This window comes from Pedobacter frigoris (assembly GCF_032678645.1).
Lineage (GTDB): Bacteria > Bacteroidota > Bacteroidia > Sphingobacteriales > Sphingobacteriaceae > Pedobacter > Pedobacter frigoris_A.
Genome location: NZ_JAVTSP010000005.1, coordinates 190,150 through 208,456, shown reverse-complemented (window position 1 = coordinate 208,456; position 18,307 = coordinate 190,150). Strand labels below are relative to the sequence as shown.

Genomic DNA, 18,307 nt, shown 5'->3' with positions numbered 1-18,307 from the left:
ACATTTTTAATTATTTCCATATTCCAAAACTCCTTTCAAATACCCTATCGCCCGCTCAACATTCTCATAACTAAAAATCATTCGCTCCAACTTTGCCTCCCATTCTTTCTCAGATTTAATAATCCCTAAAACATTACTGGTCGTGAACTCAAGATTCTTTTTATAAAGCTCGACCAAACTGTTGTCAACGGTAGCTAAAAGCTCAAGTTCATCATTAGACTTAAATTTAAATTCTGTAACCAACCAATCTAAATCTGCGGCTTGCCAATAGTTGGAAAAATACTTTTTAGCATCCTCTATTTTTTCGGAGGTAACAAAACCTGTTGTTCCTTTTTCTCCTTTCCAGTTTTGAATGTATTTGCTGTTCAAAGCAATTTTTTCAGGACCGGCATATTTGGTTTTCGGGTTGTAGGGTCCGGCGGCTTTCCTCAGATAGTCTTGAATTTTATTGTCAGCATATCGGTGAAAGAGGTAGGAAAGTTTGGTGTACCGTTTTCTTCCCAATGGATATTTTTCGCTTCCAAATTTATCCGTTAAACAAGCAATCAAAACAGCTTCTTTAAACTCCTTGGATGCTTCTTTTTTACTTTGTTTTAAAGGAATTATTGTAGCATCAGTTGGTTTTACTTCTACTTTTCCCACATTTTTAACTTCCATCTTCTCCACATCAATTATCCCCATCATCAACCGCGGCAACAAAATATCTCGGACTTCGCGTAAACGTTGGTTTTGGGATTGAAGATTGTGAATTAATTCATACCGAGACTCGCAGTAATTTTGAAAATAATTCATTACCGTAACACTTGGTTTCAGAACTTCTTTAAAGTAAGCCGCATCTCTGTTAAGACCAGGTACTGCGGCGTCATTGTTGATGAATTTTAAATTCCTAATTGAATAGTATAGAAAATATAGGCTGTATCTTGTTGTAACATAATATACGGTATCAATTGGATAGAAACTGTTAGGTTCATAATAAACCGACCCAACATTTCCCTTTCTTCCAATAATTAGACTAGGTCCATTGACAAGATATTCGTTGTGCGTTCCCACTACTCCAGAAGATCCGTAAACATTATAATTTCCTTCAACTCTTACATCTTGCTTTAGTGCCTTTCCGTAGTTTAGTGCAAGCATTTCCCTCAATTTCACCTTCTCCCAACCCTCTGGCAAACCATCTTCGCCAATCACAGCTGCTGAGCCTGTCGAAGTATCATAGCCCGGAAAACGCATTCGTACAAACCATTCCTCGTAGGTTTGTTGCACCATTTCTTCCAAAATTTTAATCCGCTTTAGATTGTTCTCTATCAAATCATCATAACCCGATAAAATAGAAGAGATCTTGCGCTGGGTTTCGAGAGGGGGGAGTGAAAATTTAAAGCATTTAATCGTCTCAAGAGTAACACTTGCTTGGTTTGCTGCTCCTTGAGCAAAGTTTAAATTATGATATTTAAAACTATCTTCTTTTAGTCTATAGTATAAAAAATCCTTAAATATTCTTTGATTGGGTATTAACTTAACAGCATTTTGATTTAATAAAGAGCTTGTAAGATTAGATGGAACTCTAACAACTTTTCCAACAATGGAAGCTGGATTATGTTGCCAAGAACCAACAGTTTGAATGATAATATCTTTATGATCTAATTTTACCGTTGAATATTCGCTTGCAATACTTTCAGCAACATAAAATATTGAATCCTGAGATATCGAATTTTCTGTAAAATCTGAAACTCTTACCACAGGGATTCCAAACTTAACATACCATCCACTTTTAAAAGCAAACCCTTTTTTTGTAGTTATTAAATCACCCAATCTAACTTCTTTCCAACCTTCCCTCATAAACTAACACTTTGTATTTGGGTCATCAATTGGTTGGCTTCGGTGTTCAGCTCGGCAAGCTCTTGGTGCAGTTCCTGCATACGGCTTTGGTAGTCAAAGTCCATATCAATATCAATGTTCACGCCTACATATCGGCCGGGTGTAAGGCTGTAATCCTGCTCTGCTACTTCGACTAAAGTCACCACTTTGGACAGGCCTTCCACATCGCGGTATTGTCCATCGGGAAAATGCTCGTTAAACCAACCGTTGTCTGCCACTACTTCGGGGCTTTCGCCCCGGTACAGTGCCATAACAGCCGTAAGTCCTTCCAATTGTTCAGGTGAAAAATCCTTGATGGTGGTACTCACTTTGCGGTACACATTGCGGGCATCAATCATCAAGATTTTATCTTGGTTGCTTGCTTTTTTGCCCTTATCAAAAAACCACAAATGGCAAGGCAAAGAACGGGTGTAGAAAAAGTTGTTGCCAATCGACACGATGCAGTCTACATTTCCGGTTTTTACCAGTTCCTCACGGATGCGCTTTTCGGCATTGCCAGCATCGGTAGCGGAAGAAGCCATTACAAATCCAGCTCGTCCCGTAGGGTTGAGGTAGGCCATAAAATACTGTATCCACAAATAGTTGGCATTGCCTATTGTGCCTTTTCCAGTGAGTGGCGCACCAAAAAGCAGGCGCTTGTCTTCGGCCAGAAATTTGTTTTTGGCATCTACCTTATCCACGTTAAACGGCGGATTGGCCATTACAAAATCGCATTTTTCGAACAACTCGTGCGGATCGCTGTAGAAACTATTGTTATTGGCTATTTTGCCCTCAATACCGTGAATGGCGAGGTTCATTTTGGCCAGTCGGGTGGTATTGCTTTTGTATTCGGTGCCATATACCGTAATGGCTTCGTTTACTTTTCTGTTTTGATGGTCTTTGATGAAATGCGCCGTTTGCACAAACATACCGCCCGAGCCACAGGCCGGATCGTGGATGATGCCGTGATCTGGTTGTATAAAATTCACAATCAACTGCACCAGACTTGGCGGGGTAAAAAACTCGCCACCTTCCTGTGCACCAGCACCCATCATCGATAGTTTCATCAGGAAATATTCGTACACCCGGCCAAAAACATCGCCTTTGGCATTGCGCACGCTGTCGCTATTAAAAATACGGATGAGGTTAGCCAGCAGGTTGTTGTCGCTATCATCTTCGGGCGTTAGCTCCTGATAATTTTTGGGTAAAATACCGGCCAGTTCTTCATACTCAGCCTCAATCATTTTCATAGCACCGTTTACCGCTTCGGCCAAGTCTTCACTTTCGGGCAGGTTGGCCAAAAAAGAATATTGTGCTTTTTCGGGCAGGTACATCGCACCAATGGCCGCGTAATCGTCTTTGGTGGCTTCACGTTGTCGCTTTGTCCGCGGATTGATAGGCAGGGTTTTTAGTAACTTTGCCTTTGCTTCTATAAATTTATTTTCGGCAAAGCGTAGTAGAATCAGTCCCAAAAGCGGGTCTTTGTATTCTCCAGCTGTGAGTTTAGAGTTGGCACGCAGTTCGTCTGCAGCTTCCCACAGTTCTATTTCGAGTTGTTTGATATGAGTGTTGGTCATCTATTTCGATGGTAATCTTTACTTACTTGAATTAATAAGTTCTTTAATGTCTACATCTAATAAAACAGCAATATCTAGAAAGGTTTCCATTGAGGGTTGTACATCATTAGTTGCCCAACGAGAAACAGTTACTTCCGTTTTATTAAGCTTTTTAGCCAACCATTTATTGGTTTTTTCCTTTTCAGCAAGGATAACCTTTAATCTGTTGATTTTCATTTACTGTTATTAAATTAACATTTGGTGTTAAACTTACAAAAAACATTGCAAATCCTATATTGTATTGGTGGTCATTGATGTAGGGATTTTGGTTATGTAGTGCTGTCAGGTTAAGAACAATATAAAGTTGATTAAGTCCCGATTCCATTTGGACAGAATCTATAGTGTTTTGATCTGATGGTAACCGATTTTCAGATTTTTGGTATCTTTTAAGAGGTGACAAGAGTAGTATTTTTGAAAAATAAATTAGAAATAAGTGAGGTTTCTTTATCGCCATTTTCATGAGTGGAGGCAACACCGTACTTTTTTGTTTGGCCATTCTCTGCTGCAGTGATCTATTCGTTTTACTCCATATAAAATAATTGGATCTCGTTAAATCAGCCCTTTGATTGTTCTTCAAATTTATTTATCCCGATAGAGAGACCGTTCGCATCAAAAGGATGAGTATCCTTTAATGCTAAAAGTCGAACAACTTGGCTATTGTTTTCAAAAATTATTCCTTTCAAAGCATCTAAAACTGCTTTATGAGAATCGCCGAATGCCATTAGCAGACCTACTACTCCAAAAAGCACTAGCATATAAACTACGTTACTCAGCCCATATTCGAGCCTGCGAATTCGCCCCTCAAAAGAGAAAGGGTTATTAAACATACAGAGGTTATTTAGATGGTTATTAGTTTGTTTGTTTACTAGGGGCGATTACAAACAAAACGAACAACTTACCTCAAACAAGAAGATTTATTTTAACTTTTTTGAAAATATTTTATTTACTCCGCAGCTACGGCATGGTCAACGTTCCTAAACAGAGAGAGTGACAACTGCCGGATTCCGGATCATGTCCGGAATGACGACCGACTTAACGTAGTATACAGTAATCAATCTGAAGAAAAAGTAAAGAAGTCTCCATCGTTGCCTTTACATTTACGAAAGAATTCTTTAGGCACTCCATTATCAAAACTTACATAGGTAACTAATTTTGGGTCGCATGCGCGTCCTTTATTGAGGAAAACCAGTTTATTGTTTTTAATATAATTAGGTACATCATCAATTGTTGTTAAATAGTAGTTTCCTATGTATTTATTTTGATCTGTATAAACCAGGATTCGGCTCGTTGCTCTCTTCGAAAGCCCCCATGTCCAGATTGAAGTAAGTATTTTATATTTCTTGCCCTCCTTGGTGTGAATAGTGCCGAGAAATCGCAAATGTGTAACCGAATTATCTTCTGTATTGAATTTATACGTTTTCCCTACATGGTTAGTACGTAATACTTGAAGCCTGATATCATCCGTTTTAGTATTGCTTTGGGCAATGGTACTTTTCGTAGCAAATAGCAGTACACATATTAAAAGCCCACACTGCAGCCTAGTTGTCCTTCCATTAAAAGAAAAAGGGTTTTTAACCATAAGCGTATTAATCGTTGGTTATTATAAAGATCATATAAAAATACTTGAAAAAAATTCAAAATGTTTAACTCCTACCCTTTCCTCATCAAACTATTGTACATCCACCCCCTGCAAAAACTATTGATTGCACAAAAGTTAAATATTGTTAACGTCCACATTCTCATAACATATCCCTATATCTTTAGTATAAACTTTAAGGAACATGAAACTCTCACTTATTTTTTTTGCAATCCTTATTTCTTTCATTACTTCAGACAAGGGAATTAGAGGCCATGTGAAAGCAAATCTGCACATCGTCAGGTCCATCAATCCAGAAGATAGTTCTTTTGAAGATTTATTTGAAATAGGGAATGCTATCGGAGATGCAAAATTGGTATTGTTAGGCGAGCAATGTCATGGAGATGGAGCGACTTTTGCCGCCAAATCAAGGTTGATTAAATACCTTCATGAAAAAAAGGGATTTAATGTATTAGCATTTGAGGCCGATTTTTTCACATTAAATGACAGTCAGGATCAACGAAGGGGAATAAATACCATTTGGAGCGAAGCTGAAGAATGTAGTGACCTGCTCAACAACTATATTCCAACGACAAATTTAACAGATGCGCCAATAGTCATTTCCGGGATTGACAATCAATTTTATGGACAAGTTGGTAGTAATAGGCTAAAAGATTTTTTAAAAACAGCTGCCAAGTCAGATTTATTTGATAAAGATATTTCTTCTATTATGGATGAAGATTTTTATAGTTCCTGGGATTCATTGAAATCTTCTTTGATTAAAAACCAAGAACAGCTATTGAATCCATCAGCATCCTATCTTTCGTTATTGGACAAATACGATACTTCTCTTTCAATCCTACTTTCTTCAGCTACAAAAAAATCAAATAGTTTTGGTTTTCAGGTGATAAAAAACATACAGGCCTTCAATAACCAAGTTCAAGATTTTAAGGATGTTATTGCATGTAGAAATTCAGTTCGCGATAGTATGATGGCCGAAAATATACATTGGCTGATGAGCAACAAATTCAAAAATCAGAAAATGATTGTATGGGCGGCCAACGGCCATATTTCCAAGCAGCCATTTTCAATTTCATTGGTTCATCCATGTCACACAATGGGAAGCTTTCTCGAACCAAAGTTTCGGAAAGAGGATATCTATACTATTGGTTTTACTTCAAGGGGAGGAGAGCATGGCATATTCAGGACTATAAAGCTCAGAAAACCGCTGGCTTCCAATATGGAAAGCTGGATACCTGATGAGATCAATTATGCTTTCCTCGATCTTAAAAAAAGACCAGACCTTGCTAACGAAAGTTTTACGATGAGGGTTTTTGGCCATGGAAATTTAAAAATGAACTGGCAGCCCAAATTCGATGGTATATTTTATATTAAAGAAATGTATCAGTCTAATAGGTTTACGAAATAGCGGCTATGGAGTTCCATCCATGCTAATGATTTAAGCACTTTGAGCGGACTTGCTGAATTGATCTATTACATCAAACACTTGCTATAACAAATAATTAAACATACGTTTAATAAAAAATAATCAACTATATTATTTCCTAAACAGGGTAGCGCTAAGGCCAGCAAGCTTATTCAAATTGGTATTTGCTTTTCTAAACAACACTAGGTATTGAATTCAATTCAAGGCGCAATATTTAATCAAAATGATATATCAGCAGACTTTTTGTTTCTTTTTTCGCAGAAAACCCACTCTCAAAAAGTGATTTTTTAAGACTCTCGAAAGAACTGTTATTAAGAGTTATGTCAAAACTAGACATAAAGTGAGCAACATCCTCTATTTCAATTTTTACCCCATAAACCATATTCAACTCATCTTCAAGTACTTGCAATGAGCTATTATAGATAGCAATTACGGCTGAATCATCTGATATACTTGATCCAGAACGCATTAAACCCTTTTTTTTCGAAGCCTTTGCTTTATTCAGTTTCACTGTGTCGATTACTTTAATGTTAATGACTTCCTGGGTTTCATAAGTCTTAGTCAATTTTAAACCTAGGCCTTCAGTAATTTTCGATATCAGTAGAGTTTCACCCTGTTTATTACTTGAAAGGCCCTCTTGTTTAAAGCAATAACTAATTGCTTTGTTTTTCAAAGCTTTAGGTAAAATCACCTGGCCTTTGCTGCAATGAAGTAATTTTATAAATAATGTAGAAATGTCAATTCCGAATTGACATGTGTTATAATTAAATTGATTAATTTTACTTATCGACTTGCCTGAATGTTGATTGTCAGGCTGAGACATATGAAAAACATTAGTAATTTTTTCATTGTCAAAAATCGCTCGGTATTCCTTATATTGAGCCTCAGATCTAGAATTATCTGAAATTATTTGTTTTTTATTTTCAGAAATAGGTAACAAATCATCTCCATTTACGAATTTTTTCAACAACTCTGAGGTTAAGTCTCTCGGGTCCCCTATCCATCTAATTATATTATTCTTATCAATTAAAAATGTTGTTGGCAACAATTTGACACCATAGGAATTAAAGGTTACTCCAGATGTATCTGATAAGATGAGGGATTTGAAATGAAAATGCGGCAAAATTTTATTAATTTTGTTTTCATTTTCATCAGTCATGGATAAAAAAAGTAAATCCTTTTGATTTTCAAATTTCTCCTGTAAACTATTCAAATGTGGAAGTGCTGCTAAACATGGGGCACACCACGTTGCCCAAAAGTCCAAGACCAAAAACTTTTCTTTCAAGCTTACATCATTTGGTTTTGAACCGATTCTAATATTGGCTTGAATTTCAGGCGCCTTAGAGTTAACTTTTAACTGACCAAATAATGGTTGGTTAATTATAGATGTATATAAAATGACTATTATGAATAGCATCTCTTTATTTACGATCATTAAATATCTCCTTAAGTTTCCCCTCAATTTTTTCGATTTCGTTGGTTGTCGTCATTAAAATCTTACCCTCAGGCGATATAATCACATAGAAAGGAATTGCACGAAAGCCATATTTCGCAGAATATTCATTATTCCAACCTTTTAGATCAGAAATATTGAGCCAGCTCATTTCATCTTCGGCTATAGCCTTCTTCCAGTTATTCAAATTGTCATCCAATGAAATGCTGACTAAACTGAAGTTTTTGTTACTATATAATTGATTAAGTTCTCTCAGTTTTGGATTATTCAACCTGCAAGGGCCACACCAGCTGGCCCAAAAATCAAGAAGGACATAGTTTTCATTAGGAAATGATATAGTTCTGGTTATTCCAAGAGTATCTTTTTGTTGAATATCAATAGCTTTGTCCAATCGGGTTGACTTCAGATAATCTCGTATATATCGTCCATATCTGTGCATTTTCAATTCGGCTGAAACGTGTTCGTAACGTCTTTCTGTCTCTTCGGTTCGTCGTGATCCAATCATACCCCAGATATTTGCCAACGCATGAAAACTCTCAGGATGATATCGGTAAAATGAATCAAGCTTTTTACTGTAACTGTCGCCAATATAGTTAGCAGAATCGTTATACAACTTCCACCTCACATCATTGATTTTAATTAATTCATTCGACTTTTTTAAGTACGTTTCTTCTTTTAACTGATCGGACATCGAAAAAAAACTTCTTCCATGACTGAGCAATCCATTCTGTTTGCCACCTTTTACTGTAAAGTCAAGAATGTTTTTTTTCCCTTGAATATTTATCCTTCCTTCCTCAAGAACAAAATAGGCCATTCTGCGGAACTTGGCATCTATTATTGAACACATGAGTAATTCTGTACTGGTTCCTTCCATCACAAATCCATTATCGTATATCGCAGAGTCTATTCTCTTATTATCAGAAGTAACATATAAGTATAGTTTAGTTCCGTTCTCCACAGATTCGAATTTTCCAGAGATTCGGTAATTGAATTCCGCAAAAGAGGCCTTCCCAATTAAGAGGAATGTTAAAAGAAGAAATATCCTAATTTTTTTCATGTGATAATATATAAGTTAGAGGCTTCTATGTCTTTTACCACATTATAGTACTTAGTGTTAATCAGAGAGGACATCACGTATATGGTATTCCCTGCACTATTTATAGAGCGTATCATAGAAATATTTGATTAACAATTAATAACTAGCAAGTGACATTGCAAAGTGTCATTTCAATTAAAGACCGGAACCCGAATAAAAACTGGAGATTGAGCGCATAGGATTGATTTATTTGATTAATAATCCCAAGATATAAAGTATACAATTACTAAACAAATTTATTTTAAAAAAATATAATATTGTCTTATTAAACTTCATCAGGTATATCTTATTGGTTTGTTAGGTTGCAATAAAATAAAAAATTCAAAACGTTTAACTCCTACCCTTTCCTCATCAAACTCTCTTTCTTCATTTTAGAATAGTATTGCTCGGTCATGTCCAGGTAGCCGGCCAACTCCTTAAAAGTAAAAGCCTCTTCTATCTCTCGCCCGAAAAACGCAAGCATCGCATCTCTTCTTTCCGATTTATCCATCCGCAACAGCCGCGAGCGGTCCTGCGCAAAGCTCTTATTTTCTGCCACCACATTTATCGCCAGTATTGCCGCTTCGGGTGCCTTCGTGGCCAGTGCTTCAAAATCTGTCGTACTAAATGGGATGAACACCGATTCCTTCTTCACCGCATAGTGCAGGTTAGACGCCGCGCCATTGAAAAAACCATGTTCATCCAGCATGATGGTTCCCTTGGGATAGATGCCAATGATCACATTCGATTTTGTTCCGTTCTCATCCGCCACAATTTCATAACAGTAGCCAAAACCCTCATCTATCCAATAGGCGGTTTTAGAAACGCCTTCTTCCTTCTGGCATTCAAAATCGGTTTTCTGTTTGCGATCCTCCAACATCGGGAATATCGTAATCAGGAATTGTTCACTGAGTTTGGCCCTTTGAGATAGATAAATGATGAGCCTGCCTATCGGCCTGCTTTCATCCAGGTAATGGTGGTTCATAAGATGACGTTAACCTATTGTTTATATTTGGTTAACTAAATATATTTATATTTTTCTGATATACAGTAATTTATCTATCAATCGATACTGTGTTTCCTACCTGAAAACCCAGAGAAAGGCTAGATAAAAGCCATAGAAATGCCTTGTTTGGTGGGGACTTGGAGCGGTCTTGGGCCGGTGTTGCTGGGGGGTTGTCCGGTCTGAGACCGGAGCAACCCCGCCCTAAGCCCCCGCCAACACCTCTGCAGGTATGGGATTTCGCTGGATTGATACTGGTTTTACACAGGGCTTTCTAATGTCAGAGGAATTGCAGGGAGGCGCTCAACGTCATCAGCAGATAAATACTTTTACAATTTAAACCCACTCAAATTCAAAAGGAAATGAGATTCAAATAGTAAGCGGTCCTTAAAGTCCCCATGTCCAATTAATGGTAGATCTGAGGAAATTATTTCCGCTGGCTCAAATCGTTTAGCTTTACGGAATACTCATCTAACAAATCGTTTATCATTTTTTGACTTTTACTAAACTCTTTGCCTTCGCACTCAGTATTAACTATAAAATATTTTCCTATTTTTTTGTATTTGTCAAACCATATTACCGAAAACAAACCTGGGTCTCCACCAGTATGCCCGAAATTACCAGTAGAGCCAAAGCCCATTGTTATTCCCATATTGTATTCGTCACTATACTCGCCCGTACTTCTATCTATGAAATTTTTGGCGTTCAACTGAGGTGTAAAATATTCCTTATAGCTCTTTTTTGAAAGTATAGTTCCATTTCCAAAATATCCTTTCATTAACTCCGAAATATATTTACTCATGTCACTGGCTGTTGTCAACATTCCTCCGTCAGGATAAGTATTAAGCGAATAATATGGATAAGGTGTTGTTTTATTTTGAAAGGTATGAGTATACTTTGAGAAATTTATTGAGCGAAAGTTCCAGCCGGAGTTATCCATATGCAGTGGTTTCAATATATATTTGGTAGTGAAGCTGTCGTAAGACATTCCTGTTGCCTTTTCTAATACCAATGCAGCAAGTGTTGCCCCAACATTCGAATAATTAAATATTTCACCCGGTTTTTTATCCGAAAAAGCTGTTTTCGAATACCATTTTCCGCTAGGATTAAGCATATTATTCAGAAACGCTTCTATAGATATTTTTGCAGACGGAGAATTAAACTTTGTTGGAGAAATATCAATCTGAAGATTTTTTACAAGATCTGCTGTGTCTTTTAACACAATAGTTTTGGTCATATAGTCCTTTGTGTCAGTAATTGATGATGTATGCGTTGTTAAATGCCAAACCGTTATCGGTATCTCAGGGTGATAAGGATTAACTACTTTAAATGGAAGGTATTTATTAATTGGGTCATCTAAGTTCAATTTCCCTAACTCTTGTGCTTTAAGTATTGCTATACCTATAAAGGTTTTGGAAACGGATGCTATATTCTGAACAGTGTTTTCATCATATTTCTGTTTCGTATTGAAGTTGGTAATACCAAATCCATTTTGGTACAGAACCTCCTTTTCATTTACCAATGCCACACCGAACCCGTTGAAGCATGTTTTCCTGGTAATTGCCCTCAATTTGCCTGTCAACTCGTTTTGAGCATCTTGAAACTCTTTAGAATTTTTGTGACTTGTTGTACAAGAAGTAAATAAAAAAGTGATAATTATGATTGTGATTGATTTTGCCATATTTCTAGAGGTAGAAATTTTTAAATTTATTCAGGTTGCGCAAAAATATAGATCATATAAACCCATTTACAACAAATCGTTAATCATCTTTTTAACTTTATCATTTCCGGGAAAGCCTGTGAATTTATTGATCAGCGCACCATCTTTGTTATATAATATATATGAAGGAATACCTTTAAACGCAAAATGTTCCATCATGTACTTCCACTGAGTGTCTTTCAGATAATAATGTTCACTTCCTATTCCTTTAATTTTTTCTTCCCATAGTTCTTTAGGTGACGACCCATTTGTCAAATACACAAATACAACGTCCTTATCATGAAACTCATTCTTTGTACTTCTGAATTCCTTCATTGCATTCAGACAAGGAACACACCATGTTGCCCAAAGGTCAATAAGAACAACCTTGCCTTTATGTTTAGCGGCAATGGTTTCCATAACTTTATCATCTGCAATAGACGAGATGTCGTTTACTACAACGGGCCACTTGGATTTGTCCAGCTCGACGATCTGCTGGTTCTTCCGCAACAATATCTTTGCGATCTCCCCATCTTTCCAGTAATTTCTTATATTTTCCTTTTGCCTTTCACTGAACGGCCTTAACTCTTCAGTTAGTTGTCTGCCATAGGCATTGGCCGCGAGAATATCATAATATGGGCCATCGTTGAATCCGAGCAAATCAGATAAAATTGCTTTCACCTGTACCAACCAGGAGCGAACATCGCTTTCTCCCACTTTGGGAAGTGCTAGTATTTCATTCTGGAGGATTTTTCCTTGAAATTCCAGGAATGAAAAAGCATACAGATGTTGCGGGTTGTTGAGCTTAAAGTCTTTCAAAAAATGATAAAAGGACCTATCAATCTTCTGGACATAAGACTCTTTATCTTTGCTATGATCTTCCTTCATCTCTCCCGTGTAAGCGAATACAGCCTCTCTATACGTAAATAAACGAGCCTCGTTATACAAAACCTCCTTTAATTCTTTTGATATTAATGTATCATTGTTTACGACTGCAAGCCTTTCTGATAAGATCGTATTGATATAATTCAGAAAATAATCCGGACTCATTTTATGCAGCGGTTCTGGTGTTTTACCTGGCAAAGTTTGGATCATTATCATTTCACCAATAAGATTGAAGCATCGGTCCATGTCATTTTTGTTCATATCAGGCGTAACCTTGATATTCTCGATATCACTATCTGAATTGTAAACAATATCAATCTGGGTAACATCTCCACTTTTCAATTTAAGAAGGAGGGCTTTATCTGTATTTACACTTGTATGAAAGCGAATCAGAGAAACAGTTGTTTCGACGTCAACATCAATGGAGAATTTTCCAGATTGATCAACAACTGCTTCGTAGTTGACATACTCTCCCGTAATTTGATGTGGAACAGTAATTTTCACATAAATGTTATCCTTGCTGGTGTTGTTCGGCCTCGTTATTTTTCCCGTTATTTTAGCTGTACCTGCAACGATATTTAGTACTCCATCATCAGATGGTTTACTTGACGACAAGAACAAAAAGCAGCATATGCAAAGAAAATTTAATCCCTTCAATTTAGTCATAGGTATTTGATTTTATTCTGGCAATTTACACTTTCAACTTTAGAGAATAACTTTTTCAAGTATTTTCTCAATTTCATTACCATATAGATTTTTAGCAATAATAATTCCTTCAGGATTTATAAGATAATTTTGCGGGACTGACTGAACCTGATATAACCTTCGTGATACACTGTTTTCCCAACCCTTCAAATCAGATACATGATGCCATATAAGTCCATCTGCTTTTATTGCTGCTACCCACTGATTTTTATCCGTATCAAGTGATACACTTAAAATTTCAAAACCTTTACCATTAAATTTATTGAAAGCCCTAACCAGATTTGGATTTTCTTTTCTGCATGGTATGCACCAGGAAGCCCAAAAGTCGAGTAGAACGTATTTCCCCTTTAAATCTGAAAGTCTAAAAGGATTGCCCCCGGGATCATTTTGGCTGAATTCCAATGCAGGCTTACCAATCATAAACTTAGACATCCTCGTTTTAATATCTATGTGCCAGGAATTAACCCGAAACTGGCTTGGTATCATTTTCTCTAATCTGATAACCTGCGATTCAGGAATTTTATACATATAGGAAGATAGCAGATAACCACCGAATGGCTGTCTGATATTAGCCTCTATATTTTCCAGAAATTGGAGGCTATCATTTTTGATCTTTGCACTTTCCCTGGCAAAAACCAGTTGAAAGCCATCATCGAATACTTCGTACTTCTTTAGCAGCGTATCTTGAAATTCAATTTTTGTGTCTTTCGGAAGTAACTTGATCATTTGATCGTAGCGCTTACCTGCATGACTAATAGTGAAGCCATATAACTCAAATCCTAACCTGTCAGATTGAAAAGAGAACTTCCCATCCTTAATTGTTGTGACTTGTTCAGGCAAATCTTTAGCATATGGAGGTAATATGATATACATTTTTATCACATGTCCATCCATTTTTCTGTCAATACTACCACTGATCTGAAATTTCTTTTGTGCAAATAGTACAGTGGGTATTAATACAAGTAAAAAGCAAATTAATTTATTTTTCATATTCATAAGTATAAAAGAGGCAGTCACAAATATTATTTAATTAATTTCTCCAGTGTACTTAGGAGCGCCTCCCCATTTAAATGCTTTGCTATGATCTTTCCTTCTGGGTCAAGGAGAAAATTATCAGGAATTGAATACACATTGTAGCGTATTGAAACTTTGTTATCAAACCTGTCCTGTAGATCAGAAACATGATTCCAATTTAAGCCATCTTTTTTAATAGCCTCTAGCCACGGCTTCTTCTCAGAATCTAATGAAACACTTAAAATAGAAAAATTCTTTTCCTTATACTTGTCCATAGCTTTAACTAAATTGGGATTATCTGTTCTACATGGAATACACCAGGAAGCCCAAAAATCGATTAAAACATACTTTCCCTTGTAACTTTCTAAACCAACAAGATTACCTATTGTATCACTTTGCACAAAAACAGGCGCATGTCCTCCAATAAAAAGGCTATCTATCGTATACTCCAGATCGTTGCCGTATTTATTGTTCTTAACACTTTTTGAAAGCAAATTAAAATATTCTTTTATTTGAACCTCGGGTATTACGTCTATTAACCTGTGTAACAAATTAGAATTAATAAATGATTCTGGATGCTGTTGAATAAAATCCAATGTGGTTCTGGCAGCGAAGTTATTTAGTACTATCTCCAGAGAATCAAGCAAGTGTCTCTTTAATTTAATATCAGCTTGATCTGGTAAAGCCCGGGATTCTATCCAAACGGTCCTTGCTTTGCTATATTCCCTGTAAATCTTAGCATTTTCCAGCTGATTTCTATAGGACTCATATTCCATAGTAGTTTTGTTGCCATCAATCTCTATATTCTTCAAGTTTGAATCTGGAATTCTTATCACAAGATTACCTGGCGCCAGACAAAGCGATTTAAATCCTTTATCAGTTAACGAAAGACTATATATTTCTCCATTTCTTACCCTGAGAGTTGATTTAAACATTCCATTTCTAACTATCCCTATTGGATTTTGACGAGCTATTTCAGTCTCCTTATACTGATCGATTGAAAAGCGCCGGGGATAAGATGGGGTTAAATAGATCGCAGTGCCATTTTTTAATTTTGGGGCGTATCCCTTAATGGTTAAAACACCTTGCGCGTGGACAAAATTAACGCACATTAAGAAGGTGAAAAAACATACCAATTTACATATAACTCTAATAATCATAATAGATAATTTTGTAATTCACTTTACATCTCTATTTCATCAAGGTAAGTCATCAAATTTTTAAGTCCTGTAGCACCAACAGCACGAAATACAACTTTTCCATTATGATCAATCAAGATGCTTGTTGGGAACTCTTGCACCTTATAATTATCAGAAATTTTACCTTGATTTATTTCTCTGTCATCCAATAATTGCGTCCATGTCATCTCATATTGTGCTATCAAATGTTTCACTTTCGCCAGGTCGCGTCTCTTATCGAATGCTATACTAACAAACTTTATTTTTTTACCATATTTCCCAAAAGCCAGTTTTAGCTCGGGAATTGCCTTAATACACGGCCCGCACCATGAACCCCAAAAATCTATTAGAATATAGGTGCCTAATTGCTCTTTTAATGAAAAATCTCTGGAAGTGATAATATCTTGGCCCGTTATCTCTGGAGCCAAACTGTTTAATTCAGCACCTGCAAATTCCTGTTTGCCAATTAGTGACAGTACCAAGCGCTTATCGTCAACTTTTAAGATTTTATAGCGACCATAACTAATATCAATCGTATCGGCAGGCTTATAACTATAGGAAGTTATTGATTTGGTTTTTGCGTCTTTAGTCTCTATAATTAATCTAAAGCTGTCTTTCCTTTTGTCATTATAGTCGGCTATTGTGATATCATATGCCTTCTGGCTTAGTATATATCGCCCAACAAGATTCTTCGAAATCTTGAATATACTTACGTCCAGTTCTCTAATATCTTTTTCAATTTTATAAGACTCCTCATCATAAAGATAATTATACGGATCTATTGATAAATCAACTTTAAGTTTTCTAATGGCTTTGCCATCATAATAATCAACCCATGCTGCAATATTTTGCGTTTTCTTTTCTTGAGATTTTAAGTTGAATACATATTCTTTATCATCTCCGAAATCACGGTTGTTATTGGCATCAACCATAACATGTTTTATTCCCAATTCATCTATAGCCGTGGCAATATAAATTCTGTTTCCTGGAAGACTTTGCTTAAAAACATAACTAGTATCCAATTGATTTTTGTGCACAAAGTCCTTGTAAAATTTCTCTGTCCACTTTCCATCAAGAACTTTTTCATAGAGGTTCTGCATTGCATCATAAGGCGAACTGCGTAAACTAAAATAAGGCTGGTTTTTGTAAGGGAAGTTCTTACACAATGTGACATCTTCCTCTTTTTTTATAGACAATACCTCTGAATATATGCCATTCTCATGAAGAGAAATTTCTAATTCTTGTCCACTCGCAGTATGTGCAAAGGCCACAAGTATAAATAGGAGAATATAATGGCGATTCATCTTTCCGTATTTTAATTAGATAATTAGCATAATTTCTAACTAACAACCAAACGTTGTATGCAATATTTTAAAAATTCAAAATAGTTAACTCCTACCCTTTCCTCATCAAATTCTCTTTCTTCGTTCAGCGTTGTACTTCTCGTCAACTCTTTATCATATAAGCTTTTGTAAAATGAAAAGCTTTCCATATAACAATTATCGGATTTAATAGCTTGCTAATTCTTAAATTGGGTATTATTTAAAAGCTCTTTTAAAATAGCATTTGCCTTATCATTATCTTCTTTTTTATACTTTATGAACCCATTAACAGAAAGATAATTATGTTGATCAGAATAAAAACGGTAGTAATAAAAATCTCCATCCTTTATTTGCAAGATCAAATATTTGGTGCCTTTATATTTCTGAATGTTTGAGCTAACCAACACATTCTTGGTTTTCAGCGTCTTAAACATTCCTTCTGATTCTTTTTGAATTTCCTCAAGTGATCTTTTGGTATCTCCCTGTTGCATCTCCCATAAACCTATAGCAACTCCATCCTTTTCATATAAATTATGGGTTTTGGGTAAATGTTTTATATCTGCTTCGGTCATAATAGCAGTTGACTTCGCTAATAATTGTGAGCCATTTATTGCTTTGGCATTTTTAGGCAGGTTAATATACGCCACTTTACCAACGGTTAATTTTTGTGCTTTAAGTCCCAGACTTAATAAACAAAGTACAAGTAATAAATAATTTTTCACTTTTGTTTATTAAGGTAAATAAATTCATGGACAATACAGCTGAATTATCCATGAAGTCACTAATCTTCGTATCTGAAAATTCCCTCAATTGCTTTTCGATATTCAGAAAGATTCTTTTTCGCCTTATCGGTATAAAAGCAGTAAAAGTTAACAAACCCTCTTCCTTTTTTCTGCAAATAAAGTGCTTCAAGATTGTTGTATTTCCCTTTATAATAATCTTGACTATCGAGTTTTATTGGAACGAATACTGCACTGTCTGCATTAAATTTGGTTTTGGCTTCTTTTGCTGAATAGTAAGTAACATATTGTTTCCAGTTCAATGATGCATCCTTACCCATTGAATTCCTTATATCCCCTCTGATATAATTAGTATGCTGCTTATCAATATGATCAAAATTACCACCAGGCATAAACTTTTTGAGGTCTATTGAATCTGCCTTGCTGAAAGGCTTTTCGATCCGAATAAAAGCAATAAACTGGCTATCATCAGCATGCAACTGATGATTAGCACAGTTAAGGATTTGGTTCAACCGAGCATTTTCGTTAAAGCACTCCATCCCTATAACCTCACTAAAAATAGCGGGCTTTTTATAATTTAGCTTCATTGATTTTAAAACGTTAGCATCGTTTATCGGCATCCAGTTATCGTCACTCACCTCACCTACAGCTATAATCTTAACCTGGGCCATAAGAGTAACGGGTACAGATAATAAAATTGTAAAAATTAAAATCTGAAGAGGCCTCATCAATATTTTCTT

General features: G+C 36.0%; 17 protein-coding genes. 1 reads left to right on the top strand and 16 read right to left on the bottom strand.

Annotated features, from left to right (window positions below; genetic code table 11):
- Nucleotides 1–6: 6 nt before the first annotated feature.
- The 5 genes from R2Q78_RS16950 to R2Q78_RS16930 all read right to left on the bottom strand — a co-directional run bounded on the left by R2Q78_RS16950 (nucleotide 7) and on the right by R2Q78_RS16930 (nucleotide 5,049).
- On the bottom strand, nucleotides 7–1,836 hold the full coding sequence (locus R2Q78_RS16950; protein ID WP_316793731.1) for a restriction endonuclease subunit S: 1,830 nt from the start codon (nucleotides 1,834–1,836) through the stop codon (nucleotides 7–9).
- Nucleotides 1,833–3,431, bottom strand: coding sequence for a class I SAM-dependent DNA methyltransferase (locus tag R2Q78_RS16945; RefSeq protein ID WP_316793730.1), 1,599 nt, complete (start codon nucleotides 3,429–3,431; stop codon nucleotides 1,833–1,835). The genes R2Q78_RS16950 and R2Q78_RS16945 overlap by 4 nt, the downstream gene beginning before the upstream one ends.
- An 18-nt stretch (nucleotides 3,432–3,449) precedes the next feature.
- Complete coding sequence (locus R2Q78_RS16940; protein WP_316793729.1) at nucleotides 3,450–3,647, bottom strand: helix-turn-helix transcriptional regulator; 198 nt, start codon at nucleotides 3,645–3,647, stop codon at nucleotides 3,450–3,452.
- Nucleotides 3,648–4,024: 377 nt separating this feature from the next.
- Nucleotides 4,025–4,297, bottom strand: coding sequence for a hypothetical protein (locus R2Q78_RS16935; RefSeq protein ID WP_316793728.1), 273 nt, complete (start codon nucleotides 4,295–4,297; stop codon nucleotides 4,025–4,027).
- Between the two features lie 224 nt (nucleotides 4,298–4,521).
- Nucleotides 4,522–5,049 (bottom strand): hypothetical protein, encoded by a 528-nt coding sequence (locus tag R2Q78_RS16930; RefSeq protein ID WP_316793727.1) that lies wholly within the window; start codon nucleotides 5,047–5,049, stop codon nucleotides 4,522–4,524.
- Between the two features lie 202 nt (nucleotides 5,050–5,251).
- On the opposite strand from R2Q78_RS16930, the gene R2Q78_RS16925 reads away from it, so the two are divergent.
- Nucleotides 5,252–6,475 carry an erythromycin esterase family protein gene (locus R2Q78_RS16925; protein ID WP_316793726.1) on the top strand — a complete coding sequence of 408 codons (1,224 nt, stop codon included), beginning with the start codon at nucleotides 5,252–5,254 and terminating at the stop codon, nucleotides 6,473–6,475.
- A 232-nt stretch (nucleotides 6,476–6,707) separates the two neighbouring features.
- On the opposite strand, the gene R2Q78_RS16920 is transcribed toward R2Q78_RS16925, so the two are convergent.
- The 11 genes from R2Q78_RS16920 to R2Q78_RS16870 form a co-directional block, all read right to left on the bottom strand.
- On the bottom strand, nucleotides 6,708–7,928 hold the full coding sequence (locus tag R2Q78_RS16920; RefSeq protein ID WP_316793725.1) for a TlpA disulfide reductase family protein: 1,221 nt from the start codon (nucleotides 7,926–7,928) through the stop codon (nucleotides 6,708–6,710).
- Nucleotides 7,915–9,003 (bottom strand): TlpA disulfide reductase family protein, encoded by a 1,089-nt coding sequence (locus R2Q78_RS16915; RefSeq protein ID WP_316793724.1) that lies wholly within the window; start codon nucleotides 9,001–9,003, stop codon nucleotides 7,915–7,917. The genes R2Q78_RS16920 and R2Q78_RS16915 overlap by 14 nt, the downstream gene beginning before the upstream one ends.
- Before the next feature lie 376 nt (nucleotides 9,004–9,379).
- Nucleotides 9,380–10,006: a hypothetical protein gene (locus tag R2Q78_RS16910; RefSeq protein WP_316793723.1), complete on the bottom strand. Its 627-nt coding sequence runs from the start codon at nucleotides 10,004–10,006 to the stop codon at nucleotides 9,380–9,382.
- Nucleotides 10,007–10,451: 445 nt separating this feature from the next.
- Nucleotides 10,452–11,705 carry a serine hydrolase domain-containing protein gene (locus tag R2Q78_RS16905; RefSeq protein ID WP_316793722.1) on the bottom strand — a complete coding sequence of 418 codons (1,254 nt, stop codon included), beginning with the start codon at nucleotides 11,703–11,705 and terminating at the stop codon, nucleotides 10,452–10,454.
- 66 nt (nucleotides 11,706–11,771) lie between these two features.
- On the bottom strand, nucleotides 11,772–13,274 hold the full coding sequence (locus R2Q78_RS16900) for a TlpA disulfide reductase family protein (protein ID WP_316793721.1): 1,503 nt from the start codon (nucleotides 13,272–13,274) through the stop codon (nucleotides 11,772–11,774).
- 39 nt (nucleotides 13,275–13,313) lie between these two features.
- Entirely contained in the window at nucleotides 13,314–14,303 is a 990-nt protein-coding gene (locus R2Q78_RS16895; RefSeq protein ID WP_316793720.1) for a TlpA disulfide reductase family protein, read from the bottom strand.
- 32 nt (nucleotides 14,304–14,335) lie between these two features.
- Nucleotides 14,336–15,487, bottom strand: a complete 1,152-nt coding sequence (locus tag R2Q78_RS16890; protein ID WP_316793719.1) for a TlpA disulfide reductase family protein — start codon at nucleotides 15,485–15,487, stop codon at nucleotides 14,336–14,338.
- A 23-nt stretch (nucleotides 15,488–15,510) separates the two neighbouring features.
- Nucleotides 15,511–16,809, bottom strand: coding sequence for a TlpA disulfide reductase family protein (locus tag R2Q78_RS16885; protein WP_316793718.1), 1,299 nt, complete (start codon nucleotides 16,807–16,809; stop codon nucleotides 15,511–15,513).
- A 35-nt stretch (nucleotides 16,810–16,844) separates the two neighbouring features.
- Nucleotides 16,845–16,997 carry a hypothetical protein gene (locus R2Q78_RS16880; protein ID WP_316793717.1) on the bottom strand — a complete coding sequence of 51 codons (153 nt, stop codon included), beginning with the start codon at nucleotides 16,995–16,997 and terminating at the stop codon, nucleotides 16,845–16,847.
- A 27-nt stretch (nucleotides 16,998–17,024) separates the two neighbouring features.
- Nucleotides 17,025–17,549 carry a hypothetical protein gene (locus R2Q78_RS16875; RefSeq protein ID WP_316793716.1) on the bottom strand — a complete coding sequence of 175 codons (525 nt, stop codon included), beginning with the start codon at nucleotides 17,547–17,549 and terminating at the stop codon, nucleotides 17,025–17,027.
- A 59-nt stretch (nucleotides 17,550–17,608) separates the two neighbouring features.
- Nucleotides 17,609–18,295, bottom strand: a complete 687-nt coding sequence (locus R2Q78_RS16870; RefSeq protein ID WP_316793715.1) for a hypothetical protein — start codon at nucleotides 18,293–18,295, stop codon at nucleotides 17,609–17,611.
- Nucleotides 18,296–18,307 lie beyond the last annotated feature (12 nt).